The 15,850-nt window shown below is 70.9% G+C and carries 27 protein-coding genes; all 27 read left to right on the top strand.

Translation table 11 applies throughout. The annotated features are described in order from the left end of the window. Positions 1–186 precede the first annotated feature (186 nt). Entirely contained in the window at positions 187–849 is a 663-nt protein-coding gene (locus tag ACIBPC_RS19770) for an NAD(P)-dependent oxidoreductase (protein WP_398846328.1), read from the top strand. 87 nt (positions 850–936) lie between these two features. Then, positions 937–1,992: a DUF5954 family protein gene (locus tag ACIBPC_RS19765; RefSeq protein ID WP_362961993.1), complete on the top strand. Its 1,056-nt coding sequence runs from the start codon at positions 937–939 to the stop codon at positions 1,990–1,992. Between the two features lie 82 nt (positions 1,993–2,074). Then, positions 2,075–3,145: a histidine kinase gene (locus ACIBPC_RS19760; protein ID WP_362961991.1), complete on the top strand. Its 1,071-nt coding sequence runs from the start codon at positions 2,075–2,077 to the stop codon at positions 3,143–3,145. Beyond that, positions 3,142–3,870, top strand: a complete 729-nt coding sequence (locus ACIBPC_RS19755) for a LytR/AlgR family response regulator transcription factor (protein WP_398846326.1) — start codon at positions 3,142–3,144, stop codon at positions 3,868–3,870. The genes ACIBPC_RS19760 and ACIBPC_RS19755 overlap by 4 nt, the downstream gene beginning before the upstream one ends. Next, positions 3,867–4,244 carry a hypothetical protein gene (locus ACIBPC_RS19750; RefSeq protein ID WP_362961989.1) on the top strand — a complete coding sequence of 126 codons (378 nt, stop codon included), beginning with the start codon at positions 3,867–3,869 and terminating at the stop codon, positions 4,242–4,244. Before ACIBPC_RS19755 ends, ACIBPC_RS19750 begins: the two co-directional genes overlap by 4 nt. 38 nt (positions 4,245–4,282) lie before the next feature. Next, on the top strand, positions 4,283–5,740 hold the full coding sequence (locus tag ACIBPC_RS19745; protein ID WP_398846574.1) for a cation acetate symporter: 1,458 nt from the start codon (positions 4,283–4,285) through the stop codon (positions 5,738–5,740). Between the two features lie 495 nt (positions 5,741–6,235). Further along, a complete protein-coding gene (gene rpsJ / locus ACIBPC_RS19740) occupies positions 6,236–6,544 on the top strand; it encodes a 30S ribosomal protein S10 (RefSeq protein ID WP_016473429.1) in 309 nt (102 codons plus the stop codon). A gap of 16 nt (positions 6,545–6,560) precedes the next feature. After that, a complete protein-coding gene (gene rplC, locus ACIBPC_RS19735) occupies positions 6,561–7,205 on the top strand; it encodes a 50S ribosomal protein L3 (RefSeq protein ID WP_362961985.1) in 645 nt (214 codons plus the stop codon). An 8-nt stretch (positions 7,206–7,213) separates the two neighbouring features. Then, positions 7,214–7,891 (top strand): 50S ribosomal protein L4, encoded by a 678-nt coding sequence (gene rplD / locus ACIBPC_RS19730; RefSeq protein ID WP_362961983.1) that lies wholly within the window; start codon positions 7,214–7,216, stop codon positions 7,889–7,891. Beyond that, positions 7,888–8,226: a 50S ribosomal protein L23 gene (gene rplW, locus ACIBPC_RS19725; RefSeq protein WP_362961981.1), complete on the top strand. Its 339-nt coding sequence runs from the start codon at positions 7,888–7,890 to the stop codon at positions 8,224–8,226. The genes rplD and rplW overlap by 4 nt, the downstream gene beginning before the upstream one ends. Positions 8,227–8,267: 41 nt before the next feature. Next, positions 8,268–9,104, top strand: coding sequence for a 50S ribosomal protein L2 (rplB, locus tag ACIBPC_RS19720; protein ID WP_362961979.1), 837 nt, complete (start codon positions 8,268–8,270; stop codon positions 9,102–9,104). Positions 9,105–9,116: 12 nt separating this feature from the next. Further along, a complete protein-coding gene (rpsS, locus tag ACIBPC_RS19715; RefSeq protein ID WP_052849166.1) occupies positions 9,117–9,398 on the top strand; it encodes a 30S ribosomal protein S19 in 282 nt (93 codons plus the stop codon). A 52-nt stretch (positions 9,399–9,450) separates the two neighbouring features. Continuing rightward, positions 9,451–9,798: a 50S ribosomal protein L22 gene (gene rplV / locus ACIBPC_RS19710; RefSeq protein ID WP_052849165.1), complete on the top strand. Its 348-nt coding sequence runs from the start codon at positions 9,451–9,453 to the stop codon at positions 9,796–9,798. After that, the gene (gene rpsC / locus ACIBPC_RS19705; protein WP_362961976.1) at positions 9,798–10,640 is read left to right on the top strand and encodes a 30S ribosomal protein S3; all 843 of its coding nucleotides are present in this window, start codon (positions 9,798–9,800) and stop codon (positions 10,638–10,640) included. Before rplV ends, rpsC begins: the two co-directional genes overlap by 1 nt. A 4-nt stretch (positions 10,641–10,644) precedes the next feature. Continuing rightward, positions 10,645–11,064 (top strand): 50S ribosomal protein L16, encoded by a 420-nt coding sequence (gene rplP, locus ACIBPC_RS19700; RefSeq protein WP_052849163.1) that lies wholly within the window; start codon positions 10,645–10,647, stop codon positions 11,062–11,064. Beyond that, entirely contained in the window at positions 11,064–11,315 is a 252-nt protein-coding gene (gene rpmC, locus ACIBPC_RS19695; protein ID WP_362961974.1) for a 50S ribosomal protein L29, read from the top strand. Before rplP ends, rpmC begins: the two co-directional genes overlap by 1 nt. Beyond that, positions 11,315–11,596 carry a 30S ribosomal protein S17 gene (rpsQ, locus tag ACIBPC_RS19690; protein ID WP_362961972.1) on the top strand — a complete coding sequence of 94 codons (282 nt, stop codon included), beginning with the start codon at positions 11,315–11,317 and terminating at the stop codon, positions 11,594–11,596. Before rpmC ends, rpsQ begins: the two co-directional genes overlap by 1 nt. A gap of 4 nt (positions 11,597–11,600) precedes the next feature. Then, positions 11,601–11,969 carry a 50S ribosomal protein L14 gene (gene rplN, locus ACIBPC_RS19685; protein WP_019433424.1) on the top strand — a complete coding sequence of 123 codons (369 nt, stop codon included), beginning with the start codon at positions 11,601–11,603 and terminating at the stop codon, positions 11,967–11,969. 3 nt (positions 11,970–11,972) lie between these two features. Then, positions 11,973–12,296 (top strand): 50S ribosomal protein L24, encoded by a 324-nt coding sequence (rplX, locus tag ACIBPC_RS19680; protein ID WP_362961969.1) that lies wholly within the window; start codon positions 11,973–11,975, stop codon positions 12,294–12,296. Beyond that, entirely contained in the window at positions 12,296–12,859 is a 564-nt protein-coding gene (gene rplE / locus ACIBPC_RS19675; RefSeq protein ID WP_362961967.1) for a 50S ribosomal protein L5, read from the top strand. The genes rplX and rplE overlap by 1 nt, the downstream gene beginning before the upstream one ends. A 3-nt stretch (positions 12,860–12,862) precedes the next feature. Further along, positions 12,863–13,048, top strand: a complete 186-nt coding sequence (locus ACIBPC_RS19670; protein ID WP_052849158.1) for a type Z 30S ribosomal protein S14 — start codon at positions 12,863–12,865, stop codon at positions 13,046–13,048. 64 nt (positions 13,049–13,112) lie between these two features. Beyond that, positions 13,113–13,511: a 30S ribosomal protein S8 gene (gene rpsH / locus ACIBPC_RS19665; RefSeq protein WP_129840993.1), complete on the top strand. Its 399-nt coding sequence runs from the start codon at positions 13,113–13,115 to the stop codon at positions 13,509–13,511. 24 nt (positions 13,512–13,535) lie between these two features. Further along, positions 13,536–14,075, top strand: a complete 540-nt coding sequence (gene rplF / locus ACIBPC_RS19660) for a 50S ribosomal protein L6 (protein WP_362961964.1) — start codon at positions 13,536–13,538, stop codon at positions 14,073–14,075. Between the two features lie 2 nt (positions 14,076–14,077). Further along, positions 14,078–14,461 carry a 50S ribosomal protein L18 gene (gene rplR / locus ACIBPC_RS19655; RefSeq protein ID WP_362961962.1) on the top strand — a complete coding sequence of 128 codons (384 nt, stop codon included), beginning with the start codon at positions 14,078–14,080 and terminating at the stop codon, positions 14,459–14,461. Positions 14,462–14,497: 36 nt separating this feature from the next. Then, complete coding sequence (gene rpsE, locus ACIBPC_RS19650; RefSeq protein ID WP_113689461.1) at positions 14,498–15,100, top strand: 30S ribosomal protein S5; 603 nt, start codon at positions 14,498–14,500, stop codon at positions 15,098–15,100. Continuing rightward, positions 15,100–15,282, top strand: a complete 183-nt coding sequence (gene rpmD / locus ACIBPC_RS19645) for a 50S ribosomal protein L30 (RefSeq protein ID WP_132816532.1) — start codon at positions 15,100–15,102, stop codon at positions 15,280–15,282. Before rpsE ends, rpmD begins: the two co-directional genes overlap by 1 nt. Before the next feature lies 1 nt (position 15,283). After that, entirely contained in the window at positions 15,284–15,766 is a 483-nt protein-coding gene (gene rplO / locus ACIBPC_RS19640) for a 50S ribosomal protein L15 (protein ID WP_362961959.1), read from the top strand. Positions 15,767–15,850 lie beyond the last annotated feature (84 nt).

Genomic DNA, 15,850 nt, shown 5'->3' with positions numbered 1-15,850 from the left:
CCCCTCCCGCCGCACCCCGTACGGGCCCCGCGCGGGCCCGCCAGGACCACCCTCCCCTGCCCGGGGCCTCGCGTTTCCCCACCCGAGGCCCCGGGCGCCTCCATGACGCGGCCGCCGCCCGGTGGCAGGCTGCGGGGAGACGGGCGTCCGGCGGGCGGGCGCCCCCGTACCACCGGGAGCAGCGCCTTGGCCACCATCGCCGTCTTCGGAGCCAACGGGACCATCGGCCGCCGCGTCGTGCGCGAGGCCCTCGACCGGGGGCACGCGGTCACCGCCGTCGTCCGCGACCCCGAGCTGTACCGGGGGTCCATCGAGCCGCACGACCGGCTGACGGTCGAGACGGGGGACGTCCTGGACCCCGCCTCCGTCAGCGCCGTCGGGCGCGACGCGGACGTCCTCGTGAGCGCGGTGGGCGGCGGGGACGGCCCCGGGCACGCGGCGCTGATCGAGCCGTCCGCCCAGTCGCTGGTCGCCGGGCTGCACGCGCTGGGCGGGCGCGCCCCGCGGCTGATCATGGTCGGCGGCGCGGGCTCGCTGCGTACGCCCGGGGGCGCGCTGGTGTGGGACACGCCGGGGCTGCCGGACCAGGTCCTCCAGATCATGCACGCGCACGGGGACGCGCTCGCGTACCTGCGCGGCATCACCAGCGAGCTGAACTGGACGTACTTCAGCCCCGCCGGGACCATCGAGCCCGGCGACAGGACGGGGGAGTACCGGACCGGCCTCGATGATCTGATCACCGGCGCGGACGGCGACAGCCGGATCTCGGCCGAGGATTACGCCGCCGCACTGGTGGACGAAATCGAGCGCCCGGCGCACCTCAACAAGCGGTTCACCGTGGGCTATTGAGCGCGCGGCGCGTCCCGTTCGTGCGCGAAGGTGTGAAGGCCGTGAAAGCGGGAGCAACGTAGCCCCTGCTGCCGTCACACTGGGCGCATGAAGGATTACCGGAAGAACTCGCAGCGCCATCTGACCTTCCGGGTGACCCACCGGGACGATCCCGTCTCGGAGGTCACCGAACAGGACGCGCTCCGGGCCGCCGAGCGCTACCCCCACGTCGTCCTGCGCGGTCCCGTCTTCGGCTACGCCGTGCAGACCCCCGAGGACGAACCGGGCTGGCGGCTCCTCAGCGACGTGTCCGACGGCTTCCCCCAGCACTCGCGCGACGGGCTCAACTCGCACCTGTGGTTCAAGGCGAAGGACGAGACGGCGGCCGGCGACCCGCTGCGCGACCAGCTGCTCGCCGCCGTCGCCCGCCTGGAGACCGAGCCGGTGAACGAGCTGCCGGTCGGCGACGCGCGCTACCGCATCGTCCGGGCCGACGAGTTCGCCCGCATCGGCCCCGACGGCATCGAGGGCCCGCGCCCCACCGACCCCGACGACCCGGGCCGCGACATCGGCGACCGCCGCGTCCGCGACAGCGAGAGCCGCACCATCGGCTTCCTGGTGGACCACGCGGCGCCCACCAGCGTCATGGAGAGCATCCAGCGCATGGAGCTGCTCACCCTCCACTACCAGGCCGAACGCATCCCCCAGCACGTCCGCGACGACTCGCGCGAGGCCCTCACCAGCCACCCGGGCGTCGTGCTGCTGCCCGCCACGTTCACGTTCGCCGAGCGCAAGACCGGCTCCTGGGAGCCGATGGCCGGCCTCCAGGCCACCCCCGCCGACGCCCGCGCGACGCTCTACAACTACCTCGCCGAGTTCCTGCCCCACCTGGAGCGCGAGACCTCCCCCGACGACGCGGCGGCCTACGCGGCGGCGGCCGAGGAGTTCCGCGAGGGGCCGCCCCGTTCCTCGCTCGACGTCCTCGGCCGCCACTTCCAGATCATCCGCGTCGAACGCCTCCTGCGCGTCGGCCCCGACGGCCCCGAGCCGCCCCGGCCGTCCGACGTCGACCCGTACGGCCCGACCGAGATCCACCCGCCGCTGCACGAGGTCGAGGCCATGGAGGCGGACGAACGGGGCGGCGCGCCCGCGGCGGGGGACTGAGCGGGCCGGGAACGCCGATCCCCGCCAAGCGCGGGCTGCCGGGGGCCTACTGGCCGCCGCCGCACTCGGCTACGGTCGGGCCATGCTGGAGCGGATACGGACGCGGCGCGACGGCGGCACCGAGGCCGGCGCGCGCCTGACCGTGCGCCTGCTCGGCCTCGTCCAGGACCTGGACGCCGACCTGCGCGACGGCCTCACCGGCCGCGGCGCCCCCGCCGCCGCCCGGCGCCTGCGCCGCCTGCTGGCCGCGGGCACCGTCGTCCTGGCCGACCTCGACGGCCGCCCCGTCGCCGCCGCGGGACCGCCGCCCGCGCCCGACGCACTCGCCGCGCTCCTCGCGCAGGCCTACGAGGACGGCGGTCCCGCACACCGCCCGCCCTGGTCCGCCATGCCGCTGACGGTCGCGGGCGAACTGTCCGGCGCCCTCGTCACCGACGGCGGCGCGGGCCCCGAACTCACCGCCGTCGCCGGGCTCGTCGCCCGCTCCCTCGACCACGCCGCGCTGCGCCGCGCCCGCGGCCGCATCGCCCAGGCCGACCTGCGCACCCTGCGCGCCCAGATCTCGCCGCATTTCCTGCACAACGCCCTCGCCGTCATCGGCGCCCGCATCCGCACCGACCCCGACCGCGCCCGCACCCTCCTCGGCGACTTCTCCGACTACCTGCGCTACAGCTTCTCGGCCAAGGGCGACTACGCCACCGTCGCCGACGAGCTCCAGGCCATCCAGACCTACCTGGAGCTGCAACGCGCCCGCTTCGACGACCGCCTCGAACTGTCCGTCCGGATGGCGCCCGAGGTCCTCCCCGTCGCCATCCCCTTCCTCGTCGTCCAGCCCCTCGTCGAGAACGCCGTCCGCCACGGCCTCGAACCCAAGCCGGGCCCCGGCACCATCAGCGTCTCCGGCTACGGCGAGGGGCCGCTGTGCGTCATCGAGGTCGAGGACGACGGCGTCGGCATGGACCCGGCGCTGGCCCGCGCGATCCTCGCCGGGAGCGGCCCGCCCGCCCGCCGCGTCGGCCTCGCCAACGTCGACCAGCGCCTGCGAACCGTCTACGGGCCCGAGCACGGCCTCGTCATCGAGACGGCGCCCGGCGGCGGCACCAAGGCCGTCATCCGCGTGCCACGCTTCATGCGCGGGGTGACGGCGCGGTGAGCCTGCGCGTGCTCGTCGTCGAGGACGAGGCCTCCACCCGCCAGGAGCTGGCCCGCATGCTCGCCTGCCTGCCCGAGGCTCCCGACGTGCGCGAGGCGGACGGCGGCGAGGCGGCCGTGCGGCTGCTGGGCACCGGCACGTTCGACGCCGTCTTCCTCGACGTCTCCATGCCGGGCCTGGACGGGATGGCCGTCGCCCGCGTGCTGCGCATGCTGTCCCGCCCGCCCGCCATCGTCTTCGTCACCGCGTCGGAACGGCACGCCGCCGAGGCCGGCGGGCTCGGCGCCACCGACTACCTGCTCAAGCCCGTACGCCCAGAACGGCTCGCCGAGGCCGTCGCCCGCGTCGCCGCCCCCGGGGCCGCGCTGCCCGAGGACGAGCTGGCCGTCGTCCAGGTCGAGACCGGCCGCCACACCGTCTTCGTCCGCCGCGACGACGTCCACTACGCCGAGGCGCACGGCGACTACGTCCGCCTCCACACCGAACGCGGCACCCACCTCGTCCGCCTCTCCCTCTCCCACCTGGAGGAGGTCTGGGGCCCGGCCGGGTTCGTCCGCGCCCACCGCGGCTACCTCGTCGCCGTCCACTGGGTCCGCGACCTGCGCGCCACCAGCTCCGCCGGGCTCCTCGCCCGCACCCCGGCGGGCGAGGTCCCCGTCAGCCGCCGCCACGCCCGCGCCCTCAAGGAACGCCTGATGGCCGCCGTCCGGGACGCCGCCAGGTGAGCGGCGGCCCGCGCCGCGTCCGCGTCACCAGCCCGCAGACGCGCATCGCCCTCTCCCGCCGCCACCGCCCGGCCCAGCACCTCGTGCCCCTGCCGGGACCCGGCGCCGACGACGAGCCGGACACCCAGGCCGCCCGCGCCCTCTTCCTGCGGCAGCGCCGCCTCGCGCTGCGCGCCCTCGGGCTGCTCGGCGCGCTGCTCCTCGGGCTCAGCGGCCTCCTCGCCGCCCTGCCCGCGCTCGACCGCGTCACCGTGCTCGGCTTCCCCGCGTCCTGGCTGCTGCTGATGGCCGCCGGATACCCGCTGCTGCTCGTGATCGCCGTCACGCACGTACGGGCCGCCGAGCGCGCCGAACGGGGGGCGCGGCGCCGGTGACGGGACTGCTCGCGATCGGGCTGCTGGTCGTCGCCAGCATGGCCATCGGCGTGTGGGGCGTACGCGCCACCCGCTCGACCACGCCCGACTTCCTCGTCGCCTCGCAGCGCGTCGCCCCCGGCTGGAACGCGATGGCCATCGCGGGGGAGTACGTGTCGGCCGCCTCGGTCCTCGGCCTCGCCGGGCTGCTGCTGAAGGACGGCATCGGCAGCCTGTGGTACGCGGTGGGCTTCACCGCCGGGTACGTCGTCGTCGCCGCGCTGGTGGCCGGGCCGATGCGGCGCTCCGGCGCGTACACCGTGCCCGACTTCGCGGACTACCGGCTCGGGTCGCAGGCGATCAGGAAGCTGTGCGCCGTGATCGTGCTGGTGATCATGTGGCTGTACCTCGTGCCGCAGTTCAAGGGCGCGGGCATGGTGCTGCACCTGGTGAGCGGCACCCCGTACTGGGTCGGCGTCGTCCTGGCGGGGGCCGTCGTCACCGTCTCGATCGCGGCGGGCGGGATGCGCTCGGCGACGTATGTGCAGGGCTTCCACTACCTGGTCAAGCTGCTGTTCATCGCGGTCCCGGCCGTCTTCCTCGTCGTCCACGCGGGCGAGGACGCGCGGGAGGCGGCGCTGCGCGTGGACCTCAGCGAGTGGAGCCGCCCGCTGCTCGACGTGCAGGACGCGGGCCAGCCGCTGCTCGCGACCTGGTCGGTGCTGCTGGCCACCACCCTGGGCGCCGCCGGGCTGCCGCACGTCGTCATGCGCTTCCACACCAGCGACAGCGCGTGGACGGCACGGCGCGTGGCGGTGGGCGTGATCGTGCTGCTCGGCCTCTTCTACATCTTCCCGGCGGCGTACGGGCTGCTCGGCCGCGTCTTCACGCCGGGGCTCGGGGACGGCGGGGACACCGACACCGTCACCATCGTCCTGCCGGGGGAGATCGTCGCGGGCCGCTGGGGCGCGGTGCTCACGGCGCTGGTGGCGACGGGCGCGTTCGCCGCGTTCCTGTCCACGTCGTCCGGGCTGCTGATGGCGCTGGCGGGCGGCCTCTCGCACGACCTGTCGCGCGCGAGCGTGCCCCGGCTGCGGGGCGCGGTGGCGGGCGGGGCGCTGGTCGCCGTGCTGCTGTCGCTGCCCGCGCGGGCGGTGGACATCAACGTGGCGGTGGGCTGGGCGTTCGCCGTGGCGGCGTCGACGTTCTGCCCGCTGCTCGTCCTCGGGATCTGGTGGCGGGGGCTGACGGCGGCGGGGGCCGCGGCGGGGCTCGCCGCCGGTGTCCTGTCGGCGACGGGCGCGGCGCTCGCGTCCGTGCTGACCGACGCGGGGCCGGGATGGCTCGTCGTGCTCCTCGCGCAGCCCGCGGCCTGGACGGTGCCGCTCGCGTTCGCCGTGATGATCGCGGTGTCGCTGCGCGGGACGCCTCCCGAATGGGCGGAACGCGCGGTGCTCCGCCTCCACACCCCCGGCCCGTCCGCCCGGTGGGAGGGAGATCACAGCACGCCGGGTTGACGCGGCGCGGGGCCGCGTCCGGGCGGGGAGCGCGTCAACGGGCGGGCGCGCGGGCCGAGTACGGGGTGCGAGGGCGCCGTCCATAGCAGGCGCGGACGCGCCGTGGCGCGGCGGGGTGCCGGGTGGGGCCGGAATCCTTGGGCCGATTGGCCCCGGCGGCGGGCGGTGTGGCACACTGACCAGGTTGCTCGGTTGGCAGCCGATGCTGCGCGCCTCCCGCCGGGAGGACCGGAAGCGAGTCCCACTGTATTCGTCGCCCCTGATCAGGTGCGGAAATACCGGGATCTTCCGGGAAGCGTGGGCGGGGCTCCAGCCAGGCACCCGGTGGAAGTTCTCCCCACACTCCTCACGGAGGAAACCCCCTGCGGTGCGAAACCCAGGTGGCGCGTTCCGAAGGTGAGTACGACACGCCCGACCGCGTGGGTCGGAGCGGGGGTGGGGAAGGCGCCGCCGGACTGCCAGAGCGTGAAGAAGAGACAGGACTGCGAACCAGCCATGGCGGGACAGAAGATCCGCATCCGGCTCAAGGCCTACGACCACGAGGTCATCGACAACTCGGCGAAGAAGATCGTCGAGACGGTGACCCGCACGGGTGCGTCGGTCGCGGGCCCGGTGCCGCTGCCCACGGAAAAGAACGTGTACTGCGTCATCAAGTCGCCGCACAAGTACAAGGACTCGCGCGAGCACTTCGAGATGCGCACCCACAAGCGGCTGATCGACATCCTCGACCCGACCCCCAAGACCGTTGACTCGCTGATGCGCCTGGACCTTCCGGCCGGCGTCGACATCGAGATCAAGCTCTGAGAGGCCTGGCAGAGAGATGACCAAGCAGATCAAGGGTGTCCTGGGCGAGAAGCTCGGCATGACCCAGGTCTGGGACGAGAACAACCGTGTCGTCCCGGTGACCGTGGTCAAGGCCGGACCCTGCATCGTGACCCAGGTGCGCACCAACGACCGCGACGGCTACGAGGCCGTCCAGATCGCCTTCGGCGAGATCGACCCGCGCAAGGTGAACCGCCCCCTCAAGGGCCACTTCGCCAAGGCCGACGTCACCCCGCGCCGCCACCTGGTCGAGCTGCGGACCGCCGACGCCGCCGAGTACACCCTCGGCCAGGAGATCACCGCCGAGGTGTTCGACTCCGGCGTCCGCGTCGACGTGACCGGCAAGAGCAAGGGCAAGGGCACCGCCGGTGTCATGAAGCGGCACGGCTTCAAGGGCCTCAGCTCCTCGCACGGCACCCAGCGCAAGCACCGCTCGCCGGGCTCCATCGGCGGCTGCGCCACCCCGGGCCGCGTGTTCAAGGGCCTGCGCATGGCCGGCCGTATGGGCAACGAGCGCGTCACCACCCAGAACCTGACCGTCCACGCCGTTGACGCGGAGAAGGGACTGCTGCTCATCAAGGGCGCCGTCCCCGGCCCCAACGGCGGCCTCGTCCTGGTCCGCACCGCGGCCAAGGGGGCGTGAGTTGAGCCATGAGTAACCCGAAGAGCATTGACATCCTCTCCCCGGCCGGCGAGAAGTCCGGCACGGTGGAACTGCCCGCCGAGATCTTCGACGCGAAGATCAGCGTCCCGGTGATCCACCAGGTCGTCGTCGCGCAGCTGGCCGCGGCCCGTCAGGGCACGCACAAGGCCAAGACGCGCGGCGAGGTCCGTGGTGGCGGCAAGAAGCCGTACCGCCAGAAGGGCACCGGCCGCGCCCGCCAGGGTTCCGTCCGCGCCCCGCAGTTCACCGGTGGTGGCGTCGTCCACGGCCCCGTGCCGCGTGACTACACCCAGCGGACCCCGAAGAAGATGAAGGCCGCCGCCCTGCGCGGTGCCCTCACCGACCGGGCGCACCACGACCGCATCCACGTCATCTCCGGCGTGGTGGACGGCGAGGTCTCGACGAAGGCCGCGCGCGGCCTGTTCGGCAAGATCACGGAGCGCAAGAAGGTCCTGCTGGTCGCCGACCGTTCCGACGAGAACGCGTGGCTGTCGGCCCGCAACCTGCCCCAGGTCCACATCCTCGACCCGGGTCAGCTCAACACGTACGACGTGCTCGACTCCGACGACGTCGTCTTCACCAAGGCCGCCTTCGACCGCTTCGTGGCCGGCCGCACCGCGTCCGCCACGGCCGACGAGACGCCCGAAGGGAGCGACGCCCGATGAGTGACGGGACCACCGGCAACGGGACCTCCAGCAAGGAGTTCACCGCGCCGCACGACATCCTGATCAAGCCCGTCGTGTCCGAGAAGAGCTACGCGCTGCTCGACGAGAACAAGTACACGTTCATCGTCGACCCGCGGGCCAACAAGACCCAGATCAAGCAGGCCGTCCAGGCGGTCTTCTCGGTCAAGGTCGTCGGGGTCAACACCATCAACCGGCAGGGCAAGCGCAAGCGCACCCGCACCGGTTACGGCCGGCGCGCCGGCACCAAGCGCGCCATCGTGACTCTTGCCGAGGGCGAAAGCATCGACATCTTCGGCGGTCCGGTCCTCTCCTGACGGAGAGACCGGTCCGTCCGATACCGGACGAGGACTAAGACATGGGAATCCGCAAGTACAAGCCGACGACGCCGGGCCGTCGAGGTGCCAGCGTCGCCGACTTCGTCGAGATCACGCGGTCCACGCCGGAGAAGTCGCTGGTCCGCCCCCTGCACAGCAAGGGTGGCCGGGACAACGCCGGTCGCGTGGCCGTCCGTCACCAGGGCGGTGGCCACAAGCGCGCCTACCGGGTGATCGACTTCCGCAGGCACGACAAGGACGGTGTGCCGGCCAAGGTCGCGCACATCGAGTACGACCCCAACCGCACCGCCCGTATCGCGCTGCTGCACTACGCGGACGGCGAGAAGCGGTACATCATCGCCCCGGCCCACCTGAAGCAGGGTGACCGGGTGGAGAACGGCGCCGGCGCCGACATCAAGCCCGGCAACAACCTGCCGCTGCGCAACATCCCGGTGGGTACCGTCATCCACGCGATCGAGCTCCAGCCGGGCGGCGGCGCCAAGTTCGCCCGCTCCGCCGGTGCCTCCGTGCAGCTGCTCGCGAAGGAGGGCCGCATGGCCCACCTGCGCATGCCCTCCGGTGAGATCCGCCTGGTCGACGTCCGCTGCCGCGCCACCATCGGCGAGGTCGGCAACGCCGAGCAGTCGAACATCAACTGGGGCAAGGCCGGCCGGATGCGCTGGAAGGGCGTCCGCCCGAGCGTCCGCGGCGTCGTGATGAACCCCGTCGACCACCCCCACGGTGGTGGCGAGGGGCGGACCTCGGGTGGTCGCCACCCGGTCTCCCCCTGGGGCAAGAAGGAAGGCCGTACTCGCTCGCCGAAGAAGGCCAGCAACAAGTACATCGTCCGCCGCCGCAAGACGAACAAGAAGCGCTAGGAGCAGGTTTCGATGCCGCGCAGTCTCAAGAAGGGGCCCTTCGTCGACGACCACCTGATCAAGAAGGTGGACGCGCAGAACGACTCGGGGTCCAAGAACGTCATCAAGACCTGGTCTCGACGCTCGATGATCATCCCGGCCATGCTGGGCCACACGATCGCGGTGCACGACGGCCGTAAGCACGTCCCGGTGTTCGTCACCGAGTCGATGGTCGGCCACAAGCTCGGCGAATTCGCACCGACCCGTACGTTCCGCGGGCACGTCAAGGACGACCGCAAGTCGCGGCGTCGCTGAGCGGGGTGCGCTGATCATGCCGGACTCCCGGAACAACACCGAAGGGACAACCATGGAAGCCGTGGCCCGTGCGCGGTACATCCGCGTCACGCCCATGAAGGCCCGCCGTGTGGTGGACCTCATCCGCGGCAAGGGCGCCGGCGAGGCGCAGGCCGTCCTGCGGTTCGCCCCCCAGGCCGCCAGCGTGCCCGTGGGCAAGGTGCTCGACAGCGCCATCGCCAACGCCGCGCACAACTTCGACCACACCGACATCGACAGCCTCTACGTCAAGGAGGCCTACGTCGATGAGGGCCCGACCCTGAAGCGGTTCCGGCCGCGCGCCCAGGGCCGCGCCTACCGGATTCGCAAGCGGACCAGCCACATCACCGTGGTCGTGGGCAGCAAGGAGGGAACCCGGTAATGGGTCAGAAGGTAAACCCGCACGGGTTCCGCCTCGGCATCACCACCGACTTCAAGTCGCGCTGGTACGCCGACAAGCTGTACAAGGACTACGTCAAGGAAGACGTGGCCATCCGCCGCATGCTGACGCAGGGCATGGAGCGCGCGGGCATCTCCAAGGTGGAGATCGAGCGCACCCGTGACCGCGTCCGCGTCGACGTCCACACCGCCAGGCCGGGCATCGTCATCGGCCGCCGCGGTGCGGAGGCCGACCGTCTCCGGGGCAACCTGGAGAAGCTGACCGGCAAGCAGATCCAGTTCAACATCCTCGAGGTCAAGAACCCCGAGCTGGACGCCCAGCTGGTGGCCCAGGCGGTCGCCGAGCAGCTGTCGTCCCGTGTCTCCTTCCGCCGTGCGATGCGCAAGTCGATGCAGAGCACGATGAAGGCCGGGGCCAAGGGCATCAAGATCCAGTGCGGCGGACGTCTCGGCGGCGCCGAGATGTCCCGCTCGGAGTTCTACCGCGAGGGCCGTGTGCCGCTGCACACCCTGCGCGCGAACGTGGACTACGGCTTCTTCGAGGCCCGCACCACCTTCGGCCGCATCGGTGTGAAGGTCTGGATCTACAAGGGCGACGTGAAGAACATCGCCGAGGTCCGCGCCGAGAACGCTGCCGCCCGCGCCGGTAACCGTCCCGCCCGTGGTGGCGCCGGCGGCGACCGTCCGGCCCGCGGTGGCCGTGGCGAGCGCGGTGGTCGTGGTGGCCGCAGGCCGCAGCAGCAGGGCGCGCCCGCCGCCGAGGCCCCGAAGGCCGACGCGTCCGCCGCCCCGGCTGCCGACGGCGCAGCAGGAACGGAGAGCTGAGACCATGCTGATCCCTCGCAAGGTCAAGTACCGCAAGCAGCACCACCCCAAGCGGAGTGGCCAGGCCAAGGGTGGCACCGAGGTCGCGTTCGGTGAGTACGGCATCCAGGCCGTCACCGCCGCCTACGTGACGAACCGGCAGATCGAGGCCGCGCGTATCTCGATGACCCGGCACATCAAGCGTGGCGGCAAGGTCTGGATCAACATCTACCCGGACCGCCCGCTGACCAAGAAGCCCGCCGAGACCCGCATGGGTTCCGGCAAGGGCTCGCCGGAGTGGTGGATCGCGAACGTCAAGCCCGGGCGCGTGATGTTCGAGCTGTCCTACCCCAACGAGAAGATCGCTCGTGAGGCGCTGATCCGCGCCGCTCACAAGCTCCCGATGAAGTGCCGGATCGTCCGGCGCGAGGCAGGTGAGTCCTGATGGCTGCCGGTACCAAGCCCTCCGAGCTGCGTGAGCTGAACGACGAGGAGCTCGTCGTCAAGCTGCGCGAGGCGAAGGAGGAGCTGTTCAGGCTCCGTTTCCAGGCGGCCACCGGCCAGCTGGAGAACAACAGCCGGCTGCGGGCCGTACGCAAGGACATCGCCCGGGTCTACACCCTGATGCGCGAGCGCGAGCTCGGCATCGAGTCGGCGCTGCCCGCCGGCGACGCCGAGGCGGTGGAGAACGCCTGATGAGTGAGAACACTGTGACTGAGACGACCGAGCGCGGCCGGCGGAAGACCCGCGAGGGTCTGGTCGTCAGCGACAAGATGGACAAGACCGTCGTTGTCGCTGTCGAGGACCGGGTGAAGCACGCCCTGTACGGCAAGATCATCCGCCGCACCAGCAAGCTCAAGGCGCACGACGAGCAGAACGCGGCGGGCGTCGGCGACCGCGTCCTCCTGATGGAGACGCGACCGCTGTCGGCCACCAAGCGCTGGCGCGTCGTCGAGATTCTGGAGAAGGCGAAGTAACGACATGATCCAGCAGGAGTCGCGACTGCGCGTCGCCGACAACACGGGTGCGAAGGAGATTCTCTGCATCCGCGTTCTCGGCGGCTCCGGGCGCCGCTACGCGGGCATCGGCGATGTCATCGTCGCCACCGTCAAGGACGCGATCCCCGGCGGCAACGTGAAGAAGGGTGACGTCGTCAAGGCGGTCATCGTGCGCGCCGTCAAGGAGCGCCGGCGTCCGGACGGCTCGTACATCCGCTTCGACGAGAACGCGGCCGTCATTCTGAAGAACGACGGCGACCCCCGCGGCACCCGTATCTTCGGCCCCGTGGGCCGGGAACTGCGCGAGAAGAAGTTCATGAAGATCATCTCCCTCGCGCCGGAGGTGCTGTAACCGATGAAGATCAAGAAGGGCGACCTGGTCCAGGTCATCACCGGCAAGGACAAGGGCAAGCAGGGCAAGGTCATCGTGGCCTTCCCCCGCGAGGACCGCGTCCTGGTCGAAGGTGTCAACCGGGTCAAGAAGCACACCAAGGCCGGGCAGACGGCCCGCGGGTCCAAGACCGGCGGCATCATCACGACCGAGGCTCCGATCCACGTCAGCAATGTCGCGCTCGTGGTGGAGAAGGACGGCAAGAAGGTCACCACCCGGGTCGGCTTCCGCTTCGACGAGGAGGGCAACAAGATCCGCGTTGCCCGCCGTACCGGTGAGGACATCTGATGACGACTGCCACCAGCAGCGCGCCGCGTCTCAAGACGCGGTACCGCGAAGAGATCATCGGCAAGCTGCGTGACGAGTTCGAGTACGCGAACATCATGCAGGTGCCGGGCCTGACCAAGATCGTGGTCAACATGGGTGTGGGCGACGCCGCCCGCGACTCCAAGCTGATGGAGGGCGCCGTGCGCGACCTCGCCACGATCACCGGTCAGAAGCCGACCGTGACGAAGGCCCGCAAGTCCATCGCGCAGTTCAAGCTGCGCGAGGGCCAGCCCATCGGCGCCCATGTGACGCTGCGGGGCGACCGCATGTGGGAGTTCCTCGACCGCCTGCTGTCGCTCGCGCTCCCGCGCATCCGCGACTTCCGCGGTCTGTCGCCGAAGCAGTTCGACGGCCGGGGCAACTACACGTTCGGTCTCACGGAGCAGGTCATGTTCCACGAGATCGACCCCGACAAGATCGACCGGACGCGCGGCATGGACATCACCGTCGTCACCACGGCGAACACCGACGAAGAGGGCCGCACGCTGCTGCGTCTCCTCGGATTCCCGTTCAAGGAGGCGTGACCGATGGCGAAGAAGGCCCTGATCGCCAAGGCCGGCCGCAAGCCCAAGTTCAGTGTGCGGGGTTACACGCGCTGCCAGCGCTGTGGCCGCCCCCACTCCGTGTACCGCAAGTTCGGCCTGTGCCGTGTCTGCCTTCGTGAGATGGCGCACCGCGGCGAGCTGCCGGGCGTCACGAAGAGCTCCTGGTAACACCGACTACGCCGTAGGTCCCCGAGAGGCGGAAACCCCGGCGAGAGAGGCCCAAGGCCGTTTCATGACCATGACCGACCCGATCGCGGACATGCTCACCCGTCTGCGCAACGCGAACTCGGCGTACCACGACTCCGTGGTGATGCCGCACAGCAAGATCAAGACGCACATCGCGGAGATCCTCCAGCAGGAGGGCTACATCACCGGCTGGAAGACCGAGGACGCCCAGGTGGGCCGCGCCCTGGTCCTCGAGCTGAAGTACGGCCCGAACCGCGAGCGTTCGATCGCCGGCATCAAGCGGATCTCGAAGCCGGGCCTGCGGGTCTACGCGAAGTCCACCAGCCTGCCGAAGGTCCTCGGCGGCCTGGGCGTCGCGATCATCTCGACATCGCACGGCCTGCTCACCGACAAGCAGGCGCAGAAGAAGGGCGTGGGTGGGGAAGTCCTCGCCTACGTCTGGTAACGGAAGGGAACGGAGGACAAGCCAATGTCGCGTATCGGCAAGCAGCCCATCCCGGTTCCCGCCGGCGTGGACGTCACCATCGACGGCCGCACGGTGGCCGTGAAGGGCCCCAAGGGCACCCTGAGCCACACCGTCGCCGCGCCGATCTCGGTCGAGCGCGCCGAGGACGGCACCATCCAGGTGACCCGTCCCAACGACGAGAACCGCAACCGTGCCCTGCACGGTCTGTCCCGCACGCTGGTGGACAACATGATCACCGGCGTCACGCAGGGCTACGTCAAGAAGCTCGAGATCAGCGGTGTCGGCTACCGCGTCCAGGCCAAGGGCTCCAACCTGGAGTTCTCCCTGGGCTACAGCCACCCGATCGTGGTCGAGCCCCCGGAAGGCATCACCTTCAAGGTCGAGAACCAGACGCGCTTCAGCGTCGAGGGCATCGACAAGCAGAAGGTGGGCGAGGTCGCGGCGAAGATCCGCAAGCTGCGCAAGCCCGACCCGTACAAGGCCAAGGGTGTCAAGTACGAGGGCGAAGTCATCCGCCGCAAGGTCGGAAAGGCTGGTAAGTAGCCATGGCATACGGTGTCAAGATCGCCAAGGGCGACGCGCGCAAGCGTGCGGCGACCAAGCGGCGCCACATCCGTATCCGGAAGAAGATCTCCGGCACGGCCGAGCGTCCGCGCCTGGTCGTGACGCGGTCCAACCGCCACATGGTGGCCCAGATCGTGGACGACACGGTCGGTCACACCCTGGCGTCCGCCTCGTCCCTCGACACGTCCATTCGTGGCGTGGAGGGTGACAAGAGCGACAAGGCCAAGCAGGTCGGCGCACTGGTCGCCGAGCGTGCGAAGGCCGCCGGTGTCGAGACCGTCGTGTTCGACCGCGGCGGCAACAAGTACGCCGGGCGGGTCGCCGCACTGGCCGACGCCGCCCGCGAGGCGGGGCTCAAGTTCTGAGCCGGTCCCGCTACGAGTAACGAGGAAGGTAATCCAATGGCTGGACCCCAGCGCCGCGGTGGCGGCGCCGGTGGCGGCGAGCGGCGGGACCGTAAGGGCCGGGACGGCGGCGCTGCCGCTGAGAAGACCGCGTACGTCGAGCGTGTCGTCGCGATCAACCGTGTCGCCAAGGTAGTGAAGGGTGGTCGTCGCTTCAGCTTCACCGCGCTGGTCGTGGTGGGCGACGGTGACGGCACCGTGGGTGTCGGTTACGGCAAGGCCAAGGAGGTGCCGGCCGCCATCGCCAAGGGTGTGGAGGAGGCCAAGAAGCACTTCTTCAAGGTCCCCCGCATCCAGGGCACCATCCCGCACCCGATCCAGGGTGAGGAGGCCGCGGGTGTCGTGCTGCTGAAGCCGGCGTCGCCCGGTACCGGTGTGATCGCCGGTGGCCCGGTGCGTGCCGTGCTGGAGTGCGCGGGCATCCACGACGTGCTGAGCAAGTCGCTCGGTTCGTCGAACCCGATCAACATCGTGCACGCCACGGTGGCCGCTCTGAAGGGCCTGCAGCGCCCCGAGGAGATCGCGGCCCGTCGCGGCCTGCCGCTGGAGGACGTCGCTCCCGCCGCTCTGCTGCGGGCGCGCGCCGGGGTGGGTGCGTGATGGCGCAGCTCAAGATCACCCAGGTGAAGTCCCGTATCGGGAGCAAGCAGAACCACCGCGAGACGCTGCGCTCCCTCGGGCTGCGCCGCATCAACGACGTGGTGGTGAAGGACGACCGCCCGGAGATCCGCGGCATGGCCAACACCGTGCGGCACCTCGTGACGGTCGAGGAGGTGGACTGAGATGGCTGACCTCTCCAAGGGAGAAGGCGGCGCGCAGGGCGAGCCCCTGGGCCTGCACAACCTCCGTCCGGCCCGCGGCGCCAAGAAGAACAAGATCCGCGTCGGCCGCGGTGAGGCGTCCAAGGGCAAGACCGCCGGCCGCGGCACCAAGGGCACCAAGGCCCGGTACCAGGTCAAGGCGGGCTTCGAGGGCGGGCAGCTGCCGCTGATCCAGCGGCTGCCGAAGCTCAAGGGCTTCCGCAACCCGGCGCACAAGCAGTACCAGGTCGTCAACCTCGACCGGCTGGCCGAGCTCTACCCCCAGGGTGGCGAGGTCACGATCGCGGACCTGGTCGACAAGGGCGCGGTGCGCAAGAACGAGCTGGTGAAGGTCCTCGGTTCGGGTGACATCTCCGTGGCGCTCACGGTGACGGTGGACGCCGTCTCCGCGTCCGCCAAGGAGAAGATCACCGCCGCCGGTGGAACCATTACCGACCGTTCCTGAACAAAAGCGGTGAACTCTCCGTTGACCGCGTGACTTACCGGGGATGCCTGCGCCAAGGGCATCCCCGGTCAGTCGTTCCGGCCC

It is taken from the genome of Streptomyces sp. NPDC049879 (assembly GCF_044461265.1).
In the GTDB taxonomy this organism is placed as follows: Bacteria; Actinomycetota; Actinomycetes; order Streptomycetales; family Streptomycetaceae; genus Streptomyces.
The sequence above is the reverse complement of the archived record's forward strand: the minus strand, read 5'-3'. Positions and strand labels throughout refer to the sequence as shown.